Annotated in this window: 23 protein-coding genes and 1 riboswitch; of the genes, 13 read left to right on the top strand and 10 right to left on the bottom strand. The window is 63.7% G+C overall.

The annotated features are described in order from the left end of the window. Positions 1-10 precede the first annotated feature (10 nt). From DBAC_RS04820 to DBAC_RS04805, 4 genes are read left to right on the top strand one after another with little or no spacing between them, the layout of a single operon-like run. Positions 11-292, top strand: a complete 282-nt coding sequence (locus tag DBAC_RS04820) for a F0F1 ATP synthase subunit C (protein WP_015773162.1) — start codon at positions 11-13, stop codon at positions 290-292. 4 nt (positions 293-296) lie between these two features. Continuing rightward, positions 297-1133, top strand: a complete 837-nt coding sequence (locus tag DBAC_RS04815) for a F0F1 ATP synthase subunit delta (RefSeq protein ID WP_015773161.1) — start codon at positions 297-299, stop codon at positions 1131-1133. A 2-nt stretch (positions 1134-1135) separates the two neighbouring features. Then, positions 1136-2893, top strand: coding sequence for an alternate F1F0 ATPase, F1 subunit alpha (locus DBAC_RS04810; protein ID WP_015773160.1), 1758 nt, complete (start codon positions 1136-1138; stop codon positions 2891-2893). Next, positions 2890-3777, top strand: coding sequence for a F0F1 ATP synthase subunit gamma (locus tag DBAC_RS04805; RefSeq protein ID WP_015773159.1), 888 nt, complete (start codon positions 2890-2892; stop codon positions 3775-3777). The genes DBAC_RS04810 and DBAC_RS04805 overlap by 4 nt, the downstream gene beginning before the upstream one ends. 39 nt (positions 3778-3816) lie before the next feature. On the opposite strand, the gene dxs is transcribed toward DBAC_RS04805, so the two are convergent. The 9 genes from dxs to ispG form a co-directional block, all read right to left on the bottom strand. Continuing rightward, entirely contained in the window at positions 3817-5724 is a 1908-nt protein-coding gene (gene dxs / locus DBAC_RS04800) for a 1-deoxy-D-xylulose-5-phosphate synthase (protein ID WP_015773158.1), read from the bottom strand. 8 nt (positions 5725-5732) lie between these two features. Continuing rightward, positions 5733-6620: a polyprenyl synthetase family protein gene (locus DBAC_RS04795; RefSeq protein WP_015773157.1), complete on the bottom strand. Its 888-nt coding sequence runs from the start codon at positions 6618-6620 to the stop codon at positions 5733-5735. Continuing rightward, complete coding sequence (gene xseB / locus DBAC_RS04790; protein WP_015773156.1) at positions 6617-6847, bottom strand: exodeoxyribonuclease VII small subunit; 231 nt, start codon at positions 6845-6847, stop codon at positions 6617-6619. Before xseB ends, DBAC_RS04795 begins: the two co-directional genes overlap by 4 nt. A gap of 12 nt (positions 6848-6859) precedes the next feature. Next, on the bottom strand, positions 6860-7735 hold the full coding sequence (locus tag DBAC_RS04785) for a M23 family metallopeptidase (protein ID WP_015773155.1): 876 nt from the start codon (positions 7733-7735) through the stop codon (positions 6860-6862). Continuing rightward, complete coding sequence (gene xseA, locus DBAC_RS04780; RefSeq protein ID WP_015773154.1) at positions 7732-9102, bottom strand: exodeoxyribonuclease VII large subunit; 1371 nt, start codon at positions 9100-9102, stop codon at positions 7732-7734. Before xseA ends, DBAC_RS04785 begins: the two co-directional genes overlap by 4 nt. Positions 9103-9173: 71 nt before the next feature. Then, positions 9174-10916 carry a proline--tRNA ligase gene (locus DBAC_RS04775; RefSeq protein ID WP_015773153.1) on the bottom strand — a complete coding sequence of 581 codons (1743 nt, stop codon included), beginning with the start codon at positions 10914-10916 and terminating at the stop codon, positions 9174-9176. 30 nt (positions 10917-10946) lie between these two features. Further along, positions 10947-11411: a DUF1016 N-terminal domain-containing protein gene (locus DBAC_RS04770; protein ID WP_015773152.1), complete on the bottom strand. Its 465-nt coding sequence runs from the start codon at positions 11409-11411 to the stop codon at positions 10947-10949. Next, entirely contained in the window at positions 11408-12496 is a 1089-nt protein-coding gene (locus tag DBAC_RS04765) for an ADP-ribosylglycohydrolase family protein (RefSeq protein ID WP_015773151.1), read from the bottom strand. The genes DBAC_RS04770 and DBAC_RS04765 overlap by 4 nt, the downstream gene beginning before the upstream one ends. Before the next feature lie 54 nt (positions 12497-12550). Beyond that, a complete protein-coding gene (gene ispG / locus DBAC_RS04760; RefSeq protein WP_015773150.1) occupies positions 12551-13654 on the bottom strand; it encodes a flavodoxin-dependent (E)-4-hydroxy-3-methylbut-2-enyl-diphosphate synthase in 1104 nt (367 codons plus the stop codon). 195 nt (positions 13655-13849) lie between these two features. Between ispG and cooS the strand changes: the two genes are divergently transcribed. The 3 genes from cooS to DBAC_RS04745 all read left to right on the top strand — a co-directional run bounded on the left by cooS (position 13850) and on the right by DBAC_RS04745 (position 17390). Next, positions 13850-15733, top strand: a complete 1884-nt coding sequence (gene cooS, locus DBAC_RS04755) for an anaerobic carbon-monoxide dehydrogenase catalytic subunit (RefSeq protein ID WP_015773149.1) — start codon at positions 13850-13852, stop codon at positions 15731-15733. Positions 15734-15796: 63 nt separating this feature from the next. Beyond that, positions 15797-16573: an ATP-binding protein gene (locus DBAC_RS04750; protein ID WP_015773148.1), complete on the top strand. Its 777-nt coding sequence runs from the start codon at positions 15797-15799 to the stop codon at positions 16571-16573. Positions 16574-16709: 136 nt separating this feature from the next. Continuing rightward, the gene (locus DBAC_RS04745) at positions 16710-17390 is read left to right on the top strand and encodes a Crp/Fnr family transcriptional regulator (RefSeq protein ID WP_015773147.1); all 681 of its coding nucleotides are present in this window, start codon (positions 16710-16712) and stop codon (positions 17388-17390) included. Here the strand turns inward: DBAC_RS04745 and DBAC_RS04740 are convergent. Next, on the bottom strand, positions 17387-18049 hold the full coding sequence (locus tag DBAC_RS04740) for a phosphoadenosine phosphosulfate reductase family protein (protein ID WP_015773146.1): 663 nt from the start codon (positions 18047-18049) through the stop codon (positions 17387-17389). The two genes, DBAC_RS04745 and DBAC_RS04740, sit on opposite strands and share 4 nt — an antisense overlap. A gap of 200 nt (positions 18050-18249) precedes the next feature. Continuing rightward, a riboswitch (TPP riboswitch) is annotated at positions 18250-18343 on the top strand. Positions 18344-18401: 58 nt separating this feature from the next. Here DBAC_RS04740 and thiM point away from each other — a divergent pair. The 6 genes from thiM to DBAC_RS04710 all read left to right on the top strand — a co-directional run bounded on the left by thiM (position 18402) and on the right by DBAC_RS04710 (position 23376). Then, a complete protein-coding gene (gene thiM / locus DBAC_RS04735; RefSeq protein WP_015773145.1) occupies positions 18402-19217 on the top strand; it encodes a hydroxyethylthiazole kinase in 816 nt (271 codons plus the stop codon). Next, the gene (thiE, locus tag DBAC_RS04730; RefSeq protein WP_015773144.1) at positions 19210-19845 is read left to right on the top strand and encodes a thiamine phosphate synthase; all 636 of its coding nucleotides are present in this window, start codon (positions 19210-19212) and stop codon (positions 19843-19845) included. The genes thiM and thiE overlap by 8 nt, the downstream gene beginning before the upstream one ends. Next, entirely contained in the window at positions 19842-20657 is an 816-nt protein-coding gene (gene thiD / locus DBAC_RS04725) for a bifunctional hydroxymethylpyrimidine kinase/phosphomethylpyrimidine kinase (RefSeq protein WP_015773143.1), read from the top strand. Before thiE ends, thiD begins: the two co-directional genes overlap by 4 nt. A gap of 2 nt (positions 20658-20659) precedes the next feature. Continuing rightward, positions 20660-21415 carry an ABC transporter ATP-binding protein gene (locus DBAC_RS04720; RefSeq protein ID WP_015773142.1) on the top strand — a complete coding sequence of 252 codons (756 nt, stop codon included), beginning with the start codon at positions 20660-20662 and terminating at the stop codon, positions 21413-21415. Further along, positions 21412-22161: an ABC transporter permease gene (locus tag DBAC_RS04715; RefSeq protein WP_015773141.1), complete on the top strand. Its 750-nt coding sequence runs from the start codon at positions 21412-21414 to the stop codon at positions 22159-22161. Before DBAC_RS04720 ends, DBAC_RS04715 begins: the two co-directional genes overlap by 4 nt. A gap of 279 nt (positions 22162-22440) precedes the next feature. Further along, positions 22441-23376, top strand: a complete 936-nt coding sequence (locus DBAC_RS04710; protein WP_015773140.1) for an ABC transporter substrate-binding protein — start codon at positions 22441-22443, stop codon at positions 23374-23376. Positions 23377-23448: the final 72 nt, after the last annotated feature.

Genomic DNA, 23448 nt, shown 5'->3' with positions numbered 1-23448 from the left:
AGGAGAACCTATGGACAGCATGACTATTATCGCAGTGGCATCAATCATCATCGCCGGCATCACCACCGGTTTCGGCACCATGGGACCTGCGCTGGCGGAGGGGAAGGCGGTCGCGACGGCGCTGACGTCACTGGCACAGCAGCCCGATGCCTCCGCCACCATCACCCGGACCCTGTTCGTGGGCCTGGCGATGATCGAATCCACAGCCATCTACTGTTTCGTGGTCTCGATGATTCTCATCTTCGCCAACCCGTTCTGGAATTATGCCATCGCCCAAATGGCGGGGAAGTAAGACCATGATCATCGATTGGTTCACGGTCGGAGCGCAGACGCTCAACTTTCTGGTCCTGATGTGGTTGATGAAACGCTTTCTTTACAAGCCCATCCTTCACGCCATCGAAGAGCGGGAGAAGCGGATCGCCGACAAACTCGCGGACGCCGACAGGAGAAAGGCCGAAGCCCGGAAACAGAGCGACGAGTTTCAGCAGAAAAACGAGGAGTTCGACCGGCAACGCGCCGCGCTGCTCAACAAAGCGATGGACGAGGTGAAAACCGAACGTCAACGGCTCCTCGACGAGGCACGGGAAGCGGCCGACACCTTGAGAGCCCGGCGACAGGAAACGCTGAGAGACGAAGCACACGGTTTACGTCAAGCAATCAGCCGCCGGACTCGGCAGGAAGTATTCGCCATCGCAAGAAAAACGCTGACGGATCTTGCCACGACGAGTTTGGAGGAGCGTCTGGTCGAGGCGTTCATTCGCCGCTTGCGAGAGCTGGACGGCCAGGCGAAGGAAGCCCTCGCCAAGGCCCTTGCAGGTCCAAGCCCCGCACTGGTGCGCAGCGCCTACGACCTGCCTGCGGAGCAGCACAATGCCATACACGATGCGCTTAATGAAACCTTCGCGGCGGAAGTTCAGGTCCGCTTCGAGACCGGGCCGGACCTGATCTGCGGCATTGAGCTGAGCACAAATGGACAGAAGGTGGCCTGGAGCATCGAGGATTACCTTTCATCGCTGGAAATGGGCGTCGCTGAACTTCTCAAAGAGAGAACCGAGCCCAGCGCCCAACACAAATCCGAAGACGGGGAAGAACCCGGGCCAAAAGAACCCTGGCCCGTAACAAAGAGCCAATGAGCATGAAATCAGAGAGCCTTCAGGACGTTTTCGACAGCGTGTTCTCCAACATAAGCCACGTGCGGGAAACATTCACGCCGCAACTGACGCTGCGGGAGGTGGGCACGATCACCAGTGTCGCCACCGGCATCGCCAAGGTGTCGGGTCTTCCCGGTGTGGGCTATGATGAACTGGTGATGTTTCCCGGCGATGTGCCCGGCATTGCGTTCAACGTGGACGAGGACGAAATCGGTGTCGTCCTGCTCGGCGAATACTGGCATCTCCAAGCGGGAGATGAAGTCCGGCGTACGGGCCGGGTCATGGACGTGGCCGTGGGCGATAGTCTGCTCGGACGCGTCATCGACCCGCTCGGTCGGCCCCTCGACGGCAACGGGCCAGTGGCCGGAAACCGTCGCCTGCCCGTCGAGCGCACTGCCCCGCCCATCATGGACCGCTCTCCCGTCACGGAACCCCTGCAGACCGGCCTCAAGGTCATCGATGCGCTCATTCCCGTTGGGCGCGGCCAGCGCGAGCTGATTCTCGGCGACCGCCAGACGGGCAAGACCGCCATTGCCATGGACACAATCCTCAACCAGCGCGACCAGGATGTCCTGTGCGTCTACTGCGCCATCGGTCAGCGTGCGTCCGCCGTGGCGAAGGCCGTGGCAACCTTGCAGAAAAATGGCGCGATGGAGTACACCGTCATTGTCGTGACCGAAGGCAACGACCCCCCGGGCCTCGCGTACATCGCCCCTTACGCCGCGACCAGCATCGCGGAATATTTCATGGAAGCGGGCCGGGATGTGCTGATTGTTTACGACGACCTCACCCATCACGCGCGCGCCTACCGTGAACTCTCTCTCCTGCTGCGCCGTCCGCCCGGTCGCGAAGCGTTCCCCGGCGACATCTTCTATATCCACTCGCGACTGCTCGAACGTGCGACGCATCTGCGCGAAGAGGCCGGTGGCGGCTCTCTCACCGCTCTGCCTGTCATCGAAACCGAAGCGCAGGACATTTCCGCCTATATTCCGACCAACCTGATTTCCATCACGGATGGTCAGATCTACCTCTCTCCGTCGCTGTTCGAACTGGGCGTGCTGCCTGCGGTCGATGTGGGGAAGTCCGTTTCGCGCGTCGGCGGCAAAGCGCAACGGGCGGCCTATCGCGCGGTGGCGGGCGATCTCAAGCTCGCTTATGCACAGTTTGAGGAGCTCGAAACCTTTTCCCGGTTCGGAGCACGCCTGGATGAAGACACCCGCAAAATCCTCGAGCACGGGCGGCGGATCAGGGCCTGCCTCAAACAGCAGGAATCCACCCCGGTCTCGGTGCCTGCGCAAATCGCCGTGCTGCTCGCCTTGACCGCGGAACTGTTCGACCTTGTGCCGCTTGAGCAGATGACGGAAGCGGAAAATGCCGTGCAGGAAGCGGCTGCGGATATCCCGCCCAAGGTGATCGAGCGATTGTATTCCGCCGAAAAATTAAGCGACGCGGATCGTGAAGCGATCATTCAAATCGCCCACAACTCCCTTGCGCGCTTCCAGGTCGAGCAAAAGAAAGGTCAGGGAAAAATCGGAGACAGGAAAACTGAGCCTGGGCCGGGTTCAGAAATTGAAGCCAGGCCAGAAGAACTCGAGGAGGCCTCGGAAACCAAAGAAGATGCACCATTGGGAGTCAAGGCCGGACCGCAGTCGAAGCCCGAACCCAAACCGCAGGGGTCTCGGCCTGAAGTCCGGACGGAGGTGAAACCCGAGGCCGCGTCCGGAATCGGGAAGAAGTCATGAGCGACACAGTGGCGAACCTGCGCCGAAAGATCAGCACCGCCGGAGACCTCCAATCCGTCGTTCGCACCATGAAAGCCGTAGCCGCCTCAAGCATTGGGCAATACGAACAATCGGTGCGGGCGTTGGCCGATTACTATCATACCGTGGAACTGGGGCTGGGCACATGCTTCCGACAGAAGGAACCGGTGCCAATGAGTGCAGAACGAAAAGGACATGCGGTTTCGGACGTGGTTGGCGCGGTCGTGTTCGGTTCGGACCAGGGTCTGGTGGGCCAGTTCAATGATGTGGTCGCCGATTACGCGGTCAAGACGATGGCGGCGCTACCGGGCACCCCCCAGGTCTGGGCCGTCGGTGAACGCATTCATGCGCGTCTGGCGGATGCGGGCCTGCCGCCGACGGGACTCTTCACCGTGCCGGGCTCCGTCAAAGGCATCACGCCGCTCGTAGGACAAATTCTCGTGGAGAGCGAGAGGCATCGCAAGCGGGGGGAAGTCACCGAACTCCACCTCTTCTACAACCGCCCCACCTCCGGGGCGGTTTACGCGCCCGTCAATCAGCGGCTGCTCCCGCTGGACGAAAATTGGCGACGCAAGCTGGCCGAACTCCCCTGGCCGACGAAAAACCTGCCCGAAATCATGGGTGGCGGCACGTCGACCTTGCGGGCGCTCATTCGCGAATATCTTTTCGTCTCGCTTTTCCGGGCGTGCGCCGAATCCCTTGCGAGCGAAAATGCGAGTCGCCTGTCGGCGATGCAGCGCGCCGACAAGAACATCGATGAATTGCTGGAGGGCCTCAACGCAGCATTTCATCGTTTACGCCAGAGCGACATCGACGAGGAACTGTTCGACGTCATCTCCGGCTTCGAAGCACTGGGCGGAAAGTAGCCCATGACAACGGTTTTCGAAGGCAGTTCCTGCAGGATATCAGCGGACCAGCGCCCGCAACGTATTCAAAATCCCGTCCCTATTGATGCCGACCCGGGCCCGGAGTTCCTTCTGGCTGCCGTGTTCAATGAAGCGGTCCGGAACGCCCAGCCGCTTCACGCGCAGGCTGGAAAGCGCGTCGTGGTCAGCCAGAAGCTCAAGCACGGCGGAACCGAAGCCTCCGGGCAGGGCGTTCTCCTCGACCAGAAGCATAAAGGGTTGCGAGGCGGCCAAGGCCAGCAAATGCTCCTCGGGCAACGGCTTGACGAAACGGGCGTTGAACACGGCCACTTCCCTGCCTGTCTCCTCGCACAGCATCCGCGCCGCCTCCAGGGCAGGGTTGACCCGGCTGCCCAGCGCCACGATGACTCCGTCCGATCCCTCGCGCAGCAACTCGCCCCGGCCGAGGGGAAGAATTTCCGGCGTCTCGACCAGGGCCGCTCCCTCGCCCACTCCGCGCGGATATCGCAAGGCCACCGGGCCTTCATGGGCCAGAGCCGTGGCCAGCATGTGCTGCAGCTCGGGTTCGTTGCGCGGAGCCATGACCACCAGCCCAGGGATATGGCGCAGAAAGGACAGGTCGTACACGCCGTGATGCGTGGCCCCGTCCTCGCCGACCAGGCCGCCCCGGTCCAGGCAGAAGGTCACGTTCAGGTTCTGCAGGCAGACGTCGTGCACGATCTGGTCGTAGGAACGCTGCATGAAGGTCGAATAGATGGCCACCACGGGCTTCATGCCCTGCGAGGCCAGCCCGGCGGCAAAGGTCACGGCGTGCTGCTCGCAGATGCCGACATCGAAAAAGCGTTCCGGAAACCTGTCCGCGAAGCAGCTCACCCCGGTGCCCTCGGGCATGGCGGCGGTGATGGCCACAACGCGCTCGTCCTTTTCGGCCAGCTTGCACAGCGTGGAACCGAACACCTCGGTGTAGCTGGGCAGCGGACAGTCCGCGAACTTTCGGGCCGCCCCGGTCTCGGGTTCGAAGCAGCCCACCCCGTGAAAAAAGGTCGGATTGGTTTCGGCCGGCGCGTAGCCCTTGCCCTTCTTGGTCAGGACATGGACCAGAATGGGGCCTTCCAGTTCACGGGTCTGCTGAAAGACATTGGTCAGCATGCGCATGTCGTGCCCCTGCAAGGGGCCGATGTAGGTGAAGCGGAAAGCCTCGAAAAGCATGCCGGGGGTGAAGAAACTTTTGAGAGAGTCCTCGCTGCGGCGGGCGTATTCGGCCAGATCGTCACCGATCCTCGGGATCTGGCGCATGATGGATTCGGCTTCCTTCTTGAAGCGCTGCACCCAGCGCTTGGACAGCTTGCGGCTGAGGAAAGACGACAGCGCCCCGACATTGCGCGAAATGGACATCTCGTTGTCGTTCAAGACCACGACCATGTTCTTGCCCAGCCCCCCGGCCTGGTTCAGGCCCTCGTAGGCCAGCCCGGCGGTCATGGAGCCGTCGCCGATGACGGCCACGACCTTGTGATCCTGATGGGCCAGGTCGCGGGCGGCGGCCATGCCCAGGGCGGCGGAGATGGACGTCGAGGAGTGGCCGACGCCGAAATGATCGAAGGGGCTCTCGCAGATGCGGGGAAAGCCGCTGATTCCGTCCAACTGACGCAGGGTGTGGAAGCGCCCGAGCCTGCCGGTCAGCAGCTTGTAGGCATAGGCCTGATGCCCCACGTCCCAGACGATGCGGTCGCGGGCCGGGTTGAAGACGCGCAGCAGCGCCATGGTCAGTTCCACCACGCCAAGGGACGGGGCCAGATGCCCGCCCGTGGTGGACACGGTCTGAATGATCATGCGGCGAATCTCTTCGCCAAGCCTGGTCAGTTCCTTTTCATCCATGGCCTGCACGTCGCCGGGATTCTTGATGGCGGCCAGGATGGGAAAAAGTTCCTGCAGGGTTTGCTCAGTCATTGATGCTCCTAATGCGTTCTATCCAAAATATAGAGGGCCACGGCCCGCAGAAAATCGGCGCGAGGATGGGAAAATCCCGCCAGGGCGGCCAGGGCCTGGTCCACGCTCTGTCTGGCCAGGACCCTGCTCTGATCGATGCCGAGCAGGGCCGGATATGTCGATTTGCCCTGGGCCACGTCGCTCCCCACAGGCTTGCCGAGCGCGGCCTCGTCTCCGATCACGTCCAGAATGTCGTCCGTGACCTGAAAGGCCAGACCGATGGCCCGCCCATATTCCGAGGCCTTGGCCTGTTCGGAGTCGTCTCCGCCGCCGAGAACGCAGCCCGTGACGCAGGACGTCTCGATCAGCGCCCCGGTCTTCTTGGCGTGCATCTCACGCAGCTGCGGCAGGCTTGCGGATTTCCCGGTCAGCCCCATGTCCAAAACCTGACCGCCGACCATGCCACGCGGACCGGCAGCAGTCGAGAGGTGAAAAACGGCCTTGAGGATCCTCTCCGGCCGCAGTTCAAGGGACGACGCCAGGGTGAAGGCCTCGGTCAAAAGGCCATCCCCGGCCAGGATGGCCGTGGCTTCGTCGAACCGCTTGTGATTGGAGGGCTTGCCCCGGCGCAGGTCGTCGTCGTCCATGGCCGGCAGATCGTCATGGATGAGGGAATACGTGTGGATGCACTCGATAGCGCAGGCGAAATCGAGCACCGCGTGCACGCTACCCCCCGCCAGTTCGGCCCAGGCCAGGCAGAGCACCGGGCGCAAGCGCTTGCCGCCGGCCATGAGGGAATATTCCATAGAGGCGACCAAAGGCGACGGGCTGCGACCATCCGCGAATATCGTGGCCAGGCGCGATTCCACCAGAGCGCCCAGTACCCCCAGTTCGGCCTTCATTTCCTGTGGATTCATGCCTCGTCTCCGGGTGCCATTCCGTTCTGGGCCGAGGACTCCTGACCGGCGCTCTCGACGATGATGCGGGCCTGTTCCAGTTCCGCCGCGCATTCTTTGGAGAGAGCCACCCCTTCCTGAAAAAGCTTCACGCCTTGCTCCAGGGGCAGGTCCCCGCTTTCAAGCAGAGCCGTGATCTCACGGACCCGTTCCAGCCGTTTCTCGAAAGTCTGTTGTGCTTTTGCCATGTCACGCCTTGTTTATTGGCTTTGTTTCGCGAAAAAAAGGGCCGCCGGGTCCATGGCCAGATCGAGCACGTAGAGGCCCAGGTGCAGATGCGGCCCCGTGACCCGCCCGGTCTGGCCTGCCAGTCCGAGAATCTCCCCGGCCTCGACCATGTCGCCCTGACGAACCTTTATATCGTCCAGATGCATGTAAACGGTGAACACGCCCAGGCCGTGGTCGAGAAAAACCGATCGGCCGCCGTAATAATGATCCGCCGCAAGCACGATCTGCCCGGGCGCGGCGGCCCGTACGGGATCGCCCAACGCGGCCCGCAGATCAAGTCCTCGGTGCGGGTTGCGCTCCATGTCGTTGAAAAAACGCTTCAGGCCGTAATCACTGCTGACTTCGCCCGGAACAGGCCGCATGAGCGGCAAAATGAGATGGCTGTCGGGGGACACCGTGTTCAGGACTGCGCGTATCTCGGCGTTTTCGCGCGCGATGCGCTCCTGCACTGCCGCAGGGGGGCTGGCCATTTCCGTAGGCACGGTCAGACGCTGCTCGGGAAAGTCGCGCTGCTCGACCAGAATGGAAGTCTGCACGGCCAGAGGACTGAGGCCAAGCTTGAGGATGCGCAGGGTCTCAGAGCCCGGCCTGGACTTGAGCACGTCCGTTCCGAGCAGAAATTCAACAGCCTTCTTTCCGGCCCCGGGTACGGTAAGCGTCTTCCCGGCCCACTCCACGCGCAGCCTGTCCAGAGGCTCGTCGGACTCGACCCTGACCACGAAGGGCAGGCCGATTCCGATGACTTCCGGACATTCCAGGCGCAGTTGCGCCGCATGCAAGCCCGGGCCGGGCATGGCTGACAGGAACAGGGTCAAAAGCATGAAAAAAAGAACTCGCCCAAACGTCATGGCAGCACCTCCGCTGAAAATTCTCCGTCCGCCACCTGCACCCGGATCTCATCCCCCGCCTGCACATCCTCCCGCGAACGAACAAAACCGGCCGAACCTCGGACCAGCGCGTATCCACGCGCCAGCGGGGCCGCAGGGTCCAGGGCGGCCAGACGGCCCTCGACTCCGCGCAGACTCTCCAGGCGGACACGCACGAAGCGGCTTCCGACCTGTTCCAGGGCCCCTTGCGCCCTGTCCAGTTCCGAACGCAGCGACAGCATCGCGGCCGGGCCAAAGGATCGATACATCCGATCCTCCAGACGCACCAGGGTCGCGGCGCGGCTTTCCACCTGCGTGCGAATGGCCTGCCGCAGACGGCCAGCCAGGCGCTCCAGTTCAAAGCCGCCGCGCTCGATGCGCCGGGCCGGGGAATGCCAGGCAAGACCCTGCGCATGGCGCTGCAGGTCGCGCTCGCGCAGGTCCAGCAGGCGATCCATGCCGCGCGTCAGAGCCAGAAAAATTTCGTCGGCCTGCTGACGCAGCACGCCGCGTTCGGTCCACAAAATCTGCGCCGCATGCGACGGCGTGGCCGCGCGCTGGTCCGCCACCAGATCGGCTATGCTCGTGTCCACTTCATGCCCCACGCCGCACACGACCGGCAGCCGCGCCCGGAACACGGCCTCGGCCACGGGCTCGGTGTTGAAGGCCCACAGGTCTTCGAGGGACCCGCCGCCGCGAATGAGCGCGATGACCTCGGCCCACCCGTCCCGGTCGGCGCGGTCCAGGGCGGCGGCAATCTGCGCCGGAGCGCTCTCGCCCTGCACCAGGCTCGGATAGACCCGAATGGTGGCCCCATAGCCCCGGTCATCCGCGATGCGCAAAAAATCCTGCAAGGCCGCGCCCTGGGGAGCCGTGACCACGGCAACGCGGCGCGGATTGCGCGGCAGGACCATTTTGCGGTCCGGATCGAAATAGCCCTTGGCGGCAAGCTTGGCCTTCATGGCCTCAAAGGCCACGGCCAGCTCGCCCAAGCCCTGCCCCTGCACCAACTCCGCCACCAGCTGATAGGCCCCGCGCGGCGGATAGACATTCATGCGCCCGGCCACGAGCACTTCCTGCCCATCGCACAGCGCAAAAGGCTCCCCGCTCTCCACCTCGCCGGTAACAGGATTGACCCGCTCGCCACCGTCCACGGAACCCTTGGGCTGCGCCCCCTTGAACCAGACCACGCTCAAGGTGGCGTCATCGTCCTTGAGGGAAAAATACACATGCCCGGACGGCGGACGAGAAAGGTTGGAAACCTGTCCCCGGACCCAGACGAACGGGAATTCGCCTTCAAGGACATCCTTGATGGCTTGGGTGAGGGTACGGACGGAGAAGATGTGCATGTGTAAATGATGTCCGTTGGGCCGGGTTGTTGCGACAGTGGCGCAACAGCCCGACTCCTTATGGCGGCAGGTTATGCCAGACCCCACTCCTTCATCACTTCCTTGCGCCATTCCAGAACCGCATTCTGCCAATCGGCCACGGGCAGTTCCCTCTTCTCGCCCGTCTTGCGGTTCTTCACCTCCAGCACGCCCTTTTCGAGCCCCTTGCCGCCGATGACGATCTGCATGGGGGAGCCGAGCAGGTCCGCTTCGTTGAACTTCACGCCGGGGCGTTCGTCGCGGTCGTCGAACAGGGTGTCGATGCCTTGGGATTCGAGCCAGTCGTGGATTTCGCGGCCTTTGGCCATGACCTTTTCGTCCTTGGTGGACATGGCCAGGATGGTGATTTCGAAGGGTGCGATGGACGGCGGGAAGATCATGCCGTTTGCGTCGTTGTTCTGCTCGATGCAGGCCGCGACCACGCGGCTGACGCCGATGCCGTAGCAGCCCATGATGATGACCTGTTCCTTGCCGTTCTCGTCCAGGAAGGTCGCGTTCATGGACTTGGAGTACTTGGTGCCGAGCTTGAAGACGTGGCCGACCTCGATGCCTTTGGGCATGGTCAGGGAGCCGCCGCAGGCCGGGCAGGGGTCGTCCAGGGTGATGGAGCGCAGGTCCGCGTAGCCCGTGGGGGCGGCGTCCGTGGACAGGGTGATGTCGCGGCGCGGGTCGACGTGGATGAGGTGCGCGTCGGCGGCGTTGGCTCCGCAGACAAAGTCCGTGCCCGCCGCGATCTCGTGATCCGCGTAGATGGCGTCGACCGTAAGTCCTACCGGTCCGGCAAAGCCCACGGGCGCGCCGGTCCAGGCCACGACCTGTTCCGGGGTGGCCAGCTCGACGCTGGTCGCGCCGAGGAGATTTTTCAGCTTCACGTCGTTGACTTCGCGGTCGCCGCGCAGCAGCACGGCCACGGATTTGCCGTCCACGTCAAAGAGCAGGGTCTTCATGACCTGGGTCATGGCCACGGCCAGGAATCCGGCCACGTCTTCCACCGTGTGCTTGCCAGGAGTGGCTACCTGCTCGTACGCGGCGCAGGTAGTTGTGCACATGGGCTGAGCCTTGGTTTCCGCCTTCTCCAGGTTGGCGGCGTAGGAGCAGGATGTACATACGGCCAGGGTGTCTTCGCCGGTGTCGGCCAGCACCATGAACTCATGGGAAAAACTGCCACCGATGGCGCCGGAGTCCGCGCTGACGGCCCGAAATTCCAGGCCCAGGCGGGTGAAGACGCGGGTGTAGGCGTCGTACATGGCTTGGTAGCTGGCGTTCACGCCCTCGTCGTCCTTGTCGAAGGAATAGGCGTCCTTCATGATGAACTCGCGCCCGCGCATGAGGCCGAAGCGAGGGCGAATCTCGTCGCGAAACTTAGTCTGGATCTGGTACAGATTGATGGGCAGCTGACGGTAGGAGCGGACCTCGCCGCGGATCAGGTCGGTGATGACCTCCTCGTGCGTGGGTCCGAGGCAGTAGTCGCGGCCGTGACGGTCTTTGAGGCGCAGGAGCTCCTTGCCGTAGAAATCCCAGCGCCCGCTCTCCTGCCACAGGTCGGCCGGCTGCACCATGGGCATGGAGATTTCCTGGGCCCCGGCCCGGTTCATCTCCTCGCGCACGATGTTTGCGACCTTGTTGATGGCACGAAGGCCAAGCGGCATGTAGGTGTAGATGCCGCTGGTCAGCTTGCGGATCATGCCCGCGCGCAGCAGAAGCTTGTGGCTGATCACCTCGGCCTCGGCCGGGGTTTCCTTCAGGGTGGGCACGTAGAATTTGCTGAAAAGCATGAAATGTCTCCTCAATGGAATATAGGTAAATTAATTATTGATCTTCTCAAAAAGGGCTATGTGATGAAACCACGGCAGTCCCAATATGACGGCAAGGGGCATTTCCGATTGTGCAGCAACCTGCTGCACAATCGGTCCTCGATCATCGCCCTCTGCGAAAAGTGCAGCAGGCTGCTGCACAATTGCCCGCGAAGAAAGAAACCCATCCTCAAGGTCCGTACCGTATTCTCGAGCGAAACGAATCATGTACTTCAAATTTCGTTCAGAAAATCCTTTAACTTCAGGCAGTTCATTTTTCAAATCCGCAGCCAGCCGAGGAATGACGCCCGCCCCCCACCCCTCTTCAACTTGACGATTATGGATCATCCGCCCGATGTCCCAATACATGGCTATCATCTCCGCGTTAGCGGAAAGCGCCGCTTTCGCCTGTGCCGAGCGGATACGAGACTTGATCTTTCCCAAAAGGGAACCGTATTGGAAAAGGCTAGTACTCAACGGCCCTCCCCCGCCGCCTGCTCCGCCAGCCTCTCCGCAAGCTCCAGCAAGTCGGTGCCTCGCGCAAGGCCGTCGGTGAAGCGCCAGGGAATGCCGGAAAATCCCGCCTGAGCCCCGACCAGGGCGCCCGTCAGGATGGCGCGGGCCTGGTTCTGTCCGCCGCCGTTCACGGCATGGAGCACGGCGGATTCAAAGTCGTCACGGAAGCGCGCCGCCAAGTAATATGCAGCGGGCAGCTGATGGTAGATGGCGCAGGGCATGCCATAGACCAGAGAGACCTTCCAGGCCGGTTCGATGCGGACGCCTGGGTCCGCAGCTGCGGCGGCCATGTACGCAGGGGACAGGAGCGCGTCAGGAGACGCGAAACGCCCGGCGCGCGGCGGATCGGGATCACCCGGTCGTGGCGGCTGCAGGTTCTCGCGGGTCACGGCGTGAAACGGCAGCTCCCCGGTCTTGACCAGCTTCATGAGCCGGTCGGAAATCTCCGTGTCCAGCGGATGCCCCTGCACCAATTGCCCGAGCACGGTGCCGAAGGCCACGGTCAGGGACAGGACGAGGTCATCGGCCTGGGTCAGGGCGGCGTTACCGGCCACGGCCGTGGCAAGCTGCGCGGGATCAAGGGCGTAGCGCACGGCGATGGCCAGGGTGCGCTCGATGGCCTCGGTGGTGTCGGCCTGTCCCGCGGTCTGTCCCCACGGCAGCTTTTGCTTGACGCGCCGCCGCCAGGCCTCGCGGATGGACTGGCTGGTGTAGCTCCCCGGTCCGCTCACGGGCGTGCCGTCGAGCAGGGAAAACAGCTCATAGTCCATGCGCTGGCAGAAATCCTCGGCATCATACTCGCCGCGCTCCACCAGAGAGGCCAGCGTCAGTTCGAGGATGAATCCCGCCTGGGACTGCTGCCCGGCCCGCAAGCCTGCATGATAGCGGCCAGGCTTCGGGTCGGTGTAGCCGGTGATCCAGTCGCCATAGTCGCGGCGCAGGTCGTCCAGATTGTAGTACCAATGCGGTCCGAGGGCCAGGGCGTCCCCGATGAAAGCGCCCATGATGGCCCCGACGGCGCGGTCCTGAAAGTCCTTACCAGACATGTCTCACCCCCGTGCGGCAGGCATTTCCATCAGCCGGAATCAGCTGGCGCGCTTTCATGCGACGCCCCGCCGCTCCTCCAGAAATTTTTCCAGCTCTTCCATGAAGGCGGGCAAGAGCTCCGACCGGCCCTTGACCTTGCGCACAACCTCGCCCTTGCGGAAGATGAGGCCCGACTCGCGGCCACCGGCCACGCCAATGTCCGCCTCCCGCGCCTCGCCCGGCCCGTTGACCACGCAGCCCATGACCGCCACGGTGAAGACGTCCTCCACCCCGCGCAGCCTGTCTTCCACGGCGCTGGCCAGTTCGATGAGCCCTATCTCCGTACGGCCGCAGGTCGGGCAGGATACGATCTCCGGGCCTCTGGAGCGCAGGCCCAAAGCGCGCAGGATCTCCCAGGCCACGAGCATTTCCTCCACGGGATCGGCGGTGAGCGAAACCCGCAGCGTGTCGCCGATGCCCTCGGCCAGCAGAATCCCGAGACCCACGGACGACTTGACCGCCCCGCGCATGGCCGTACCGGCTTCGGTCACGCCGATGTGCAACGGATAATCGACGGTCTTCGCCATGAGCCGGTAGGCCGCGATCGTACCCAAAACGCTTGAGGATTTGAGCGAAATTTTGATGTCCCCAAACTTGCGCTCTTCCAGCAACCGCACATGTCCCAAGGCGCTCTCGACCATGGCCGCAGGGGTCGGGCCGCCGTGTTTTTTGAGCAGTTCCTTGTCCACGGAGCCGCTGTTCACGCCGATGCGGATGGGCACGCCGGCCGCGCGGGCTGCGTCGACCACCCGATCGACCTTGTCAGGCCCGCCGATGTTGCCGGGATTGATGCGCAGGCCCTTCACGCCCGCCTCCACGGCCTGCACGGCCAGACGGGAATCGAAGTGGATATCCGCGATGAGCGGCACGGGCGTGGCGGCGCAGATGGTTTTGAGAGCCATGGCCGCTTCCAGATCGAGCACGGCCAGACGCACGATCTCGCAGCCGGCCCCGGCCAGGGCCTTGATCTGGGCCAGGGTCGCGTCGACGTCACGAGTATCCGTGTTGGTCATGGACTGCACGCGCACAGGGTTGTCCCCGCCAATGCCCACCCCGCCCACAGAGAGGGAGCGGGTCCTTACGCGCGGAAAAAGTACGGATGGATCGTTTTGGGTCATGGCGGGGGAGCGTAATGAATTTGGTCTTCAAAGCCAAGGACGGGAAATCCGAAAATTACCCCCCGCTGTCAGCTAGGCGACAGACAAAAAATCATGCTATGGCTAGGACATTCCGGTCGGACCGCCACACGGCGGCAATACAGCTCCCATCACCCAGGACCTGGCGCAAGCCATAAAACGAGAAGGAGGGCACGCATGGCCAAAGAAAGGGAAATTTCGGATCTGAGCCCCTGGGAAGACGCCCAGAAAATGATCGCCAAGGCCGGACGCGAGGGGGTGAACCTCGTCTGGGACCGACTCAAAGACCAGACGCCGCACTGCACCTTCTGCGAACAAGGCCTGACGTGCAGCAAGTGCGTCATGGGCCCCTGCCGCATCAATCCCAAGGGACCGAAGAAAATGCTCGGCGTGTGCGGAGCCGATGCCGATCTGACCGTGGCCCGCAACTTCGGCCGCTTTGTGGCCGCCGGAGCGGCCGCGCATTCGGATCATGGCCGGGACCTGCTTGAAACCCTGGCTGCGATCGGCGAGGGCAAGACCACGGACTACGGCATCCGCGACGAAGCCAAGCTTGAACGCATCTGCAAGGAACTGGGCATAGATGTCGAAGGACTGTCGGTGCAGGAACGGGCCAAGGCCCTGGCAAACCTCTTCTTCGAGGACTACGGGTGCCGCTCCCACAACGTGGCCTTCAGCAGCCGCGCACCCCAGAAACGAAAGGATCTCTGGGAGCGTTTCGGCTGCACGCCGCGCGGCATCGACCGCGACTGCGTGGAGATGCTCCACCGCACGCACATGGGCGTGGACTGCGACCCGGTCTCCATCTGCCTGCACGCCGGCCGCGTGGCCCTGGGCGACGGCTGGGGCGGATCCATGATCGCAACCGAAGTCTCGGACATCATCTTCGGCACGCCCAAACCCGTCAAATCCACCGTCAATCTGGGCGTATTGCGCGAGGACCAGGTCAACATCCTGGTCCACGGCCACAGCCCCATCGTTTCGGAAATGATCCTGGCCGCGACCCGCGAACCCGCGATCCTGGCCAAGGCCAAAGAGGCCGGAGCCACGGGCATCAACATCGCGGGCCTGTGCTGCACGGGCAACGAGCTGCTCATGCGCCAGGGCGTGCCCATGGCCGGCAACCACCTCATGACCGAGCTGGCCATCGTCACCGGCGCGGTGGAGATGGTCATCGTGGACTACCAGTGCATCATGCCGAGCCTCGTGAACGTGGCCGGATGCTACCACACCAAGTTCGTCTCCACCTCGGACAAGGCCAAGTTCCCCGGTGGCATCCACATGGAATTCAACTATAACAACGCCCGCGAAAAGGCCCGTGAAGCCGTGCTCATGGCCATCGAAGCCTACTCCCTCCGCGACCCGGACAAGGTCGAGATTCCGTCCAAGCCCATGTCCATCACCTCCGGCTTCTCCAACGAGGCCATCCTCGGCGCCCTGGGCGGTACGCCCGAGCCCCTGATCCAGGCCCTGCAGGCCGGGAAGGTGCGCGGCGTGGTCGGAATCGTGGGCTGCAACAACCCCAAGCTCAAGCACGACCATGTGCATGTGAACCTGGCCCAGGAGCTCATCAAACGCGACATCCTGGTGCTGGCCACGGGCTGCGCCACCGTGGCCATGGGCAAGGCCGGGCTTCTGGAACCTGAGGCGTCCTCACGGGCCGGGGCCGGTCTGGCGGAAATCTGCCAGGCCCTGGGTATCCCGCCGGTGCTGCATGTGGGCAGCTGCGTGGACAACTCGCGCATCCTGCACATCTGCGCGGTACTGGCCAACTATGCGGGCCTTGATATCAGCGACCTGCCCGTGGCGGCCAGCGCGCCCGAATGGTACTCCGAAAAGGCGGCGGCCATCGGCCTCTACGCCGTGGCCAGCGGAATCTACACCCACCTGGGGCTCCCGCCACACATCCTGGGCAGTTCCATGATCACGACCCTGGCGCTGAAAGGTCTCGATGACGTCTTCGGGGCATGCTTTGCGGTAGAGCCCGGCCCACTGCAGGCGGCAGAACTGATCGATGAACGCATCAAGGCCAAGCGAGTGGCCCTGGGCTGGCCGGCTTAGCCAACGAATCGAATGGACGAAAAGGGGGAAGCGCAGACTTCCCCCTTTTGTAAGGAGAATCGCATGAAGATCGCATTCGCGGGCAAGGGCGGGGTGGGAAAGACCACCTTATGCGCCTGGCTTGGAGACTATCTGGCCAGGCAGGGACACGACGTGCTGCTGGTGGACGCGGACACGGCGCTGAGCCTCGGCCAGGCTTGCGGGCTTGGACCCGAGGATCTGCCCGTGCCCTTGAACGCGCGCGAGGATCTGGTCCGCGAGCGCATCGGTGGCGGCTATCTGCGCCTCAACCCGGATGTGTCCGACCTGCCGGGTGAACTCAGCGTGGAACTGCCCGTCACCGCCGCCGGGGGCATCCGGCCGGGCCGCAAGCGCCTCCTGACCATGGGCTCCATCACCGGGGCCGGCGACGGTTGCGCCTGCGCGGCCAACGCTCTGCTCAAGTCCGTGCTGGCCCATCTGGTATTGCAGGAGGAAAATTACGTGCTGGTGGATCTGGAAGCGGGCGTGGAGCATCTGGGGCGCGGGACCGTGGCCGGGGTGGACGCCCTGGTGGTGGTCAGCGAACCGAGCCGCCGGTCGCTGGAGACAGCGGCCAGAGTGGGCGCGCTGGCCGGTGAACTGGGACTGACGCGGCAGGTTCTGGCGGTCAATCGCGGCATGGGCGAACCCGAACTTCCGAAAATGACGGGCCTGCCGGACAACGTGGTGCACCTGCCGATCCTGCCGAGCCTGGTCGAGCGGCAACTGGCCCAGGCCAGCGTCCTTAATCTGGCCGATGGCCCTCTTGTCGATGCGGCCTGCGCCCGGTTGCTCGCGTCAATGGGTAAAAATTCCTGAAGGGTGTGAAAGACACCTGGCCTTCGGCGCTGGACACAAGGGCGGGAAGCCAGCATGAATCCGGAAAAAGACGGGACACTCGCACCGAGTCCCCCGTCAAGACCGACTTTTCCAGGATCGAAAGCCGGAGTTCATCATGCGCCTGACCGAAACCACGCTGCTGCAGGACCTTGACCGCCCGGAGATGGCCCCTCTGCGCAAGCTCTTCATTTCCCGAAAGTATGCAAAGGGAGTGCTGGCCTTCGAACCCAAGTCCGGGGACCAGATATTCATCGTGACCAGGGGCCGGGCCCGCGTGTACCTCGCCTATCGCGACAAGGAATTCACCATGGCCATGCTCGACTGCGGGGATGTCTACGCCACGCACACCAGAGCCTTTGTGCAGGCCCTGGACGAGCTTGAGATCCTGATCGCCGGGGTACCCGAAGTCCGCCGCTACCTCGGCTCCATGCCGAGCTTCAACTCGGCCATGATCCATGTGCTTGGCGACCTTCTCTCGCACGCCATCTCCGTCATCGACACCCTGGCCTTCAAGGATGTACGCAACCGACTCATCGAATTTCTGGTCTACGAAGCCCGGCGCATGCCGCGTTGCGTGGAGTGCAAGGGATGCGGCGGCTGCTCCGACGGAGGCATGGTCTCCCTGGGGCTGAACACCGAGCAGATGGCCACCATCATCGGCTCCTCCCGTCAGACAGTTTCCTCGCTGCTGAACGCCCTGGCCAAGGAAAACGCCATCCAGCTCAAGGGGCGCGGCGTCATCTGCATCCCCGACATCAGCGTCCTCGAAGCCCTGACCGGGCAGGACCAAGCCTAAAAATATCCCAGGCTTCTGAGCTGCCCCATGCGCTCCTCCTTGGCCGCGTCGCGGCCCGAACGCTCGCCATGGCCCGAACGGGAGGTGCAGGGCATGCAACCAAGCGACCGATAGCCCTGATCGTAGAGCGTACACCAGGGGATGGACTCGCGCGTCATGAAGGTCCAGATGTCCAGTTCCGTCCATTCCAGAATGGGCAGAACCCGGACGCGGTCGCCGTGATCTTCCAGCCAGGGCCGGTCCGCCCGGTCCGGATTCTCGTCGGCGCGCACCCCCGTCAACAGCGCCGGGATGGACAAGCCCCGCACGGCCTCATTCAAAGGACGGATCTTCAGATCGCCGCAGCAGGCCACCGGGTCGACAGCCAGCGGGTAGCGGGACAGATCGACGCCGGGCCGGACAATGTGCAGTTCCAGATCCCACTCGCGGACCAGCCGGTCGCGAAAGGCGAGCACCTCCGGAAACTTGCAGCCCGTGTCCAGATTCAGGGCCCGCACAGGAGCACCTAGCCTCTTGGCCGCGAGCAGTTCCCTCCACAGGGCCAGCACCACCGTGGAGTCCTTGCCGCCGGTCCAGCCCACGGCCGCGCCGGGGCCGAAACGCTCCAGCACCTCGACCATCCGCGATCTGGCCAAGGCGATTTTCTCAGACAGGATCATATCTCAACTCCGGCGCCGGCTGAATTTTTGTAAAGGACGCGTCATTACTTCTGTTCCACAAGTTCAGCCGCATCAGTAAGAACATGGCACAAGGCCGCATAAAACTCCATTCTGTTGTCATACATAAAAAACTGCCCGCGTAATTCAGCGTCGGCGCACGCCTGTCTTGACACCTCCCCCCGCTTATCCTAGCCAATGACGAGTTTTTGCAGGGGTGGCGAGGAGCCTGAGATGATACCCGTTGAACCTGATCTGGATCATGCCAGCGAAGGGAATTGCAAGACTGGCCGCAATCGCCGGCAAACCATTCCTCGCCTCCGCTGCCTCCACAACTCTTCGTGTGAGGTATCCCATGTCCGATCTGTCCCAAAAAGCAGCCGAAAATCTGCGAGCCATCAGGCGTTCCAAGCCCCTGATCCACAACATCACCAATTTCGTGGTCATGAACTACACCGCCAACGTGCTCCTGGCCTGCGGCGCGTCGCCGGTCATGGCCCATGCCGAGAACGAAGTCGAAGAAATGGTCGCCTACGCCGGGGCGCTGGTGCTCAACATCGGCACCCTGACCGACGTGTGGGTCGCGGCCATGCTCAAGGCCGGACGCAGGGCCTCGGCCCTGGGCAAGCCCATCATCCTTGACCCGGTGGGCTCCGGGGCGACCGGGCTTCGCACCGAAACCGCCAAATCCATCCTGGCCTGGACAAAGGTCAGCGTAGTGCGCGGCAACGCTTCGGAAATCCTGTCCCTGGCCGGACAGGGCTCCGCGACCAAGGGCGTGGATTCCACCGACTCCATCGAGGACGCGGCCAAAGCGGCCGGCGCCCTGGCCCGCGAACTGGGCACGACCCTGGCCATCACCGGCCCCACGGATATTGTCACCGACGGCCATCGCACCCTGATCATCGAAGGCGGGCACAGGCTCATGCCCTACGTCACGGGCACGGGCTGTTCGGCCACGGCCCTGGTCGGAGCCTTCCACGCCGTGGACCCGGATCCCGTCTCCGCCGCCGCCACTGCCCTGGCCTTCTTCGGGCTGGCCGGAGAACGGGCCGGCAACATCGCCGACGGTCCCGGCTCCTTCCAGATCCATCTTCTGGACGCCCTCTACAATCTCTCCCCCGAAGACCTGGCCAAAGGCTGCCGCATCCGCGAGGAACACCATGCCTGATTTGTCCCTGTACCTGGTCACGGACCGGAGACTGTCCCTGGGCCGCTCCACCGTGGACATCGTCCGCGCCGCCGTGGCCGGGGGCGTGACCTGCGTGCAGTTGCGCGAAAAAGAGTGCTCGACGCGGCAGTTCGTGACCGAAGCGCGGGCCGTACGGGAACTGCTGGCCGGGACCGGCATTCCGCTGATCATCAACGACCGCCTCGACGTGGCCCTGGCCGTGGGCGCAGACGGCGTACACCTGGGCCAGACCGACATGCTCATCGCCGACGCCCGCCGACTGGTCGGAACGGACATGCTCATCGGCATCTCGGCCGAATGCGTGGACGACGCCGTGCGCGCGCAGGCCGAAGGCGCGGACTATGTCGGGATCAGCCCCGTCTTCGCCACCCCGACCAAGACCGATACTGCCCCGGCGCTGGGCCTTGACGGCGTCGCCCTCATCCGCGCGGCCGTGTCCCTGCCCCTGGTCGGCATCGGCGGCATCGGCCCCGGCAACGCGACCGAGGTCATCCGCGCCGGATGCGACGGGGTGGCCGTGGTCTCGGCCATCATCTCGGCCCCGGACCCGAAGCGAGCAGCCGCAGAACTCAAAACCATCATTCGCCGAGCCAAGGAACACCCATGAACCAGCGCACATATCACCGGGTATTGACCATCGCCGGGTCCGACAGCGGCGGCGGGGCCGGAATCCAGGCCGACCTCAAGACCATCGCGGCCCACGGCTGCTACGGAGCAAGCGTCATCACCGCCCTGACCGCCCAGAACACACTGGGCGTGACCGGCATCCACCCCGTGCCGGTTGATTTCGTGGCCGCGCAGATGGACGCGGTGCTCGGCGACATCGGAGCCGACGCGGTCAAGATCGGCATGCTCTTTTCCCCGGAACTGATCCGCACCGTGGCGCAGGGCCTGATCCGGCACGGGGTGGGGACCATTGTCCTCGACCCGGTCATGGTCGCCCAGAGCGGGGACAAGCTGTTGCAGGACGAGGCCATCGAAGCCCTGAAAAGCGAGCTCATCCCCCTGGCCACGCTCATCACGCCGAACCTGCCCGAAGCCTCGGTGCTGCTGAACCGGGAGATCGCCACCCAGGCAGCGGCCATGGAGGCGCTGACGGAGCTTGCGGCCATGGGCTGCGAGAATGTGCTGGTCAAAGGCGGGCACCTGGAATCGGGCGACAGCGACGACACCCTCTACCTCGGCCCCGAAGGCCGCGTCGTGACCCTGCCGGGCGTGCGCATCCCGACCCGCAACAACCACGGCACGGGCTGCACCCTGTCCTCGGCCATCGCCTCGAACCTGGCCAGGGGCGAGGATGTGGAGACGGCCGTGCGCCACGCCAAGGAGTACATAAGCGGGGCCATCCGGGCCGGAGCCGCGTACGTCATCGGGCGGGGCCACGGGCCGGTGCATCACTTCTACCGGTTCTTCGAGTAACCGTGCAACTCTCCACGCCCATGCAGACCGCCCCGGACATCGTCCTTGAGGACCTTAGCCTCGATTTCGCCGGCCAGCCGCTCTTCGCGGATTTGACCCTGACGCTTGCGGGCGGCAGGACGACCTGCATCCTGGGACCGAGCGGATGCGGCAAGTCAACCCTGCTCAAGCTCATGGCCGGATCGCCGAACCTTGATTTCAAGGGAAGGATTCGTTTCGAGCCGACAACAGACAGCACAGTAGCCTGGATGAGCCAGAACGACCTGCTCCTGCCCTGGTTCACGCTGCTGGACAATGTCCTCCTCGGGGCGCGTCTGCGGGGCGAACTTTCGCACGAAAAACGCGCCAAGGCCCTGGCCCTGATCCGGGAAGCGGGCCTGACCGGCTACGAAGACAAGCTGCCCACGGCACTGTCTGGGGGCATGCGCCAGCGCGGGGCGCTTCTGCGCACGCTCATGGAGGAGCGGCCCGTCATCCTCATGGACGAGCCCTTTTCCGCTCTTGACGCCCTGACCCGCGTGCGGCTGCAGAACCTGGCCGCGCGCCTGACCGTGGGGGCGACCGTGGTGCTGGTCACCCACGATCCCATGGAGGCGCTGCGTCTGGGGCACACCATCGTCGTCCTCGGCGGCGCGCCCGTGCGGGTGCTCGAAATCATCGAGCCCGCCGCCCTCCCCCCGCGAGAAGCAGGCAACCCGGAAGTGACCGCCTTGTATGCGAGTCTGCTCAAACGGCTCATGAACGGAGAGGCGGCATGAACATCCTGCGCCCCCTGATCCTGACGGCAGGCTTGCTCCTCCTGTGGCAACTCCTGGTCACTTTGACCGGGGCTCCGCCCTACATCCTGCCCGGACCGCTGCCCGTCGGCCATGCCCTGCTCGACAAATTTCCACTGCTCCTGTCCCATCTGGGCACGACCCTCACGGAAATCCTGCTGGGCCTGGCCCTGGGCACGATCCTTGGCACGGGCGCGGCCTTAATCATGATCCTCTCGCCGCTCCTCAAGCGCTGGATGCTGCCCGTGCTGGTGGTCAGCCAGGCCATCCCGGTCTTTGCCCTGGCTCCGATCCTGGTGCTGTGGCTGGGCTACGGCATGGCGTCCAAGGTGGGCATGGCGGTGCTGATCATCTTTTTTCCGGTGGCTTCGTCCTTCTACTCAGGCATGCAGCGCACCGAACCCGACCTGCTGGAACTGGCCCGCATCATGGGAGCAAAGCCCCTGGCCGTGCTGCGCACCATCATCATCCCCTCGGCCCTGCCCGCCTTCGCCTCGGGCCTGCGCGTGGCCACGGCCGTGGCGCCCATCGGAGCCGTGGTCGGGGAGTGGGTCGGGTCGAGCGCGGGGCTTGGGTTCTACATGCTCCACGCCAACGCCCGCATGCAGATCGACGTCATGTTCGCGGCCCTGACCGTCCTGGCGGTCACGTCCCTGGCCCTCTATTTTTTGATCGACCGCCTGCTGGACAAGCTGGTCTTCTGGCAGCCGAAACAGGGAATCCAATGAATCCGATCTTCACTATTTCAGCCCCGGTCCCCGCGTTCCGGTTCGATTCGGGCCGGGGGCGGCAACTGTCTGACTGAGCCAGGCATCGTTTGTTTTCCCGTCGCCTTCCGCCCGAAGCACGCCCTTTTGTTCGGCAGCAGCGACGGGAAAACAGTACGAGGCCGGTGAAGGAGTTTTGGCGGCCCCGGCCCGAATCGAACCGGAACGCGGCCGCACTGCTGCAAACCATTTCCCATTCTTCAAACCACGGCGCCCCGCGCCCAACCCAAGGATAACCCAATGAAAAAAATCACCCTCTTCCTTGCAACCATCCTCCTCTGCGCCACCTCGGCCCACGCCCAAAAGCTGACCGTGCTCCTGGACTGGTTCGTCAACCCCGACCATGCTCCTCTCTTTGTGGCCCTGGAAAAAGGCTTCTTTAAAAACCACGGCCTGGACGTTACGCTCATCGCCCCCTCCAACCCCAACGACCCGCCCAAGCTCGTGGCCGCCGGACAGGCCGACATCGCCGTGTCCTACCAGCATCAGCACCAGATGCAGGTCAGCGAAGGCCTGCCGCTGACCCGTATCGCCACCCTCGTGGCCACGCCGCTCAATTCGCTGGTCGTGCTCAAAGACGGCCCCATCAAGTCCATCGCGGACCTGAAGGGCAAGACCATCGGCTATTCCGTGGGCGGCTTCGAGACCGCGCTTCTGAAAGTGATGCTTGAGAAAGAAGGCCTGGCCCTCGGTGACGTGAAACTGGTCAATGTCAACTTCTCCCTGTCCCCGTCCCTGTTCACGGGCCAGACCGACGCCGTCATCGGTGCGTTCCGCAACTTCGAACTGAACCAGATGGACATCGAGGGCCGCCCCGGCAAGGCCTTTTTTGTCGAGGAATACGGCGTGCCCGCCTACGACGAACTGATCCTCGTCGCCGCCTCGAACAGACTTTCCGACCCGAAACTGCGCGCCTTTGTCGACGCGCTTGAGGAAGGGGTGCAGTACCTGATCAACCATCCGGACGAGAGCTGGAAGCTCTTCGTCTCCGGGGACCGCGCCAGCCTCGACGACGAACTGAACCGCCGCGCCTGGAAGGACACCCTGCCCCGCTTCGCCTTGCGGCCTGGAGCTCTGGACCACAAACGCTACACCCGGTTCGCGGATTTTCTGCTGAAGGAGAAGATCGTGGACACCGTGCCCGAGCTTGAGAAATGGGCGGTGGAGCTGCGCTGAGCTGAACGAACGCCCGCTAAAAAACGAAGCCGGGCGGCTGCAATCACGCAGCCGCCCGGCATTTTTTATCTG

This window comes from Desulfomicrobium baculatum DSM 4028 (assembly GCF_000023225.1).
Lineage (GTDB): Bacteria > Desulfobacterota > Desulfovibrionia > Desulfovibrionales > Desulfomicrobiaceae > Desulfomicrobium > Desulfomicrobium baculatum.
Note: the sequence above shows the minus strand (reverse complement) of the source record. Positions and strands in the feature narration are given on the sequence as shown.

Coding starts and splice junctions, on each gene's coding strand:
- DBAC_RS04745 (WP_015773147.1), top strand. CDS start 16,710: ATGCGCCTGACCGAAACCACGCTGCTGCAGGACCTTGACCGCCCGGAG.
- DBAC_RS04775 (WP_015773153.1), bottom strand. CDS start 10,916: ATGCTTTTCAGCAAATTCTACGTGCCCACCCTGAAGGAAACCCCGGCC.
- DBAC_RS04740 (WP_015773146.1), bottom strand. CDS start 18,049: ATGATCCTGTCTGAGAAAATCGCCTTGGCCAGATCGCGGATGGTCGAG.
- DBAC_RS04785 (WP_015773155.1), bottom strand. CDS start 7,735: ATGACGTTTGGGCGAGTTCTTTTTTTCATGCTTTTGACCCTGTTCCTG.
- thiE (WP_015773144.1), top strand. CDS start 19,210: ATGCCTGATTTGTCCCTGTACCTGGTCACGGACCGGAGACTGTCCCTG.
- DBAC_RS04715 (WP_015773141.1), top strand. CDS start 21,412: ATGAACATCCTGCGCCCCCTGATCCTGACGGCAGGCTTGCTCCTCCTG.
- dxs (WP_015773158.1), bottom strand. CDS start 5,724: ATGACTGAGCAAACCCTGCAGGAACTTTTTCCCATCCTGGCCGCCATC.
- xseB (WP_015773156.1), bottom strand. CDS start 6,847: ATGGCAAAAGCACAACAGACTTTCGAGAAACGGCTGGAACGGGTCCGT.
- DBAC_RS04815 (WP_015773161.1), top strand. CDS start 297: ATGATCATCGATTGGTTCACGGTCGGAGCGCAGACGCTCAACTTTCTG.
- thiD (WP_015773143.1), top strand. CDS start 19,842: ATGAACCAGCGCACATATCACCGGGTATTGACCATCGCCGGGTCCGAC.
- DBAC_RS04765 (WP_015773151.1), bottom strand. CDS start 12,496: ATGTCTGGTAAGGACTTTCAGGACCGCGCCGTCGGGGCCATCATGGGC.
- DBAC_RS04795 (WP_015773157.1), bottom strand. CDS start 6,620: ATGAATCCACAGGAAATGAAGGCCGAACTGGGGGTACTGGGCGCTCTG.
- thiM (WP_015773145.1), top strand. CDS start 18,402: ATGTCCGATCTGTCCCAAAAAGCAGCCGAAAATCTGCGAGCCATCAGG.
- DBAC_RS04750 (WP_015773148.1), top strand. CDS start 15,797: ATGAAGATCGCATTCGCGGGCAAGGGCGGGGTGGGAAAGACCACCTTA.
- DBAC_RS04805 (WP_015773159.1), top strand. CDS start 2,890: ATGAGCGACACAGTGGCGAACCTGCGCCGAAAGATCAGCACCGCCGGA.
- ispG (WP_015773150.1), bottom strand. CDS start 13,654: ATGACCCAAAACGATCCATCCGTACTTTTTCCGCGCGTAAGGACCCGC.
- DBAC_RS04710 (WP_015773140.1), top strand. CDS start 22,441: ATGAAAAAAATCACCCTCTTCCTTGCAACCATCCTCCTCTGCGCCACC.
- cooS (WP_015773149.1), top strand. CDS start 13,850: ATGGCCAAAGAAAGGGAAATTTCGGATCTGAGCCCCTGGGAAGACGCC.
- DBAC_RS04810 (WP_015773160.1), top strand. CDS start 1,136: ATGAAATCAGAGAGCCTTCAGGACGTTTTCGACAGCGTGTTCTCCAAC.
- xseA (WP_015773154.1), bottom strand. CDS start 9,102: ATGCACATCTTCTCCGTCCGTACCCTCACCCAAGCCATCAAGGATGTC.
- DBAC_RS04820 (WP_015773162.1), top strand. CDS start 11: ATGGACAGCATGACTATTATCGCAGTGGCATCAATCATCATCGCCGGC.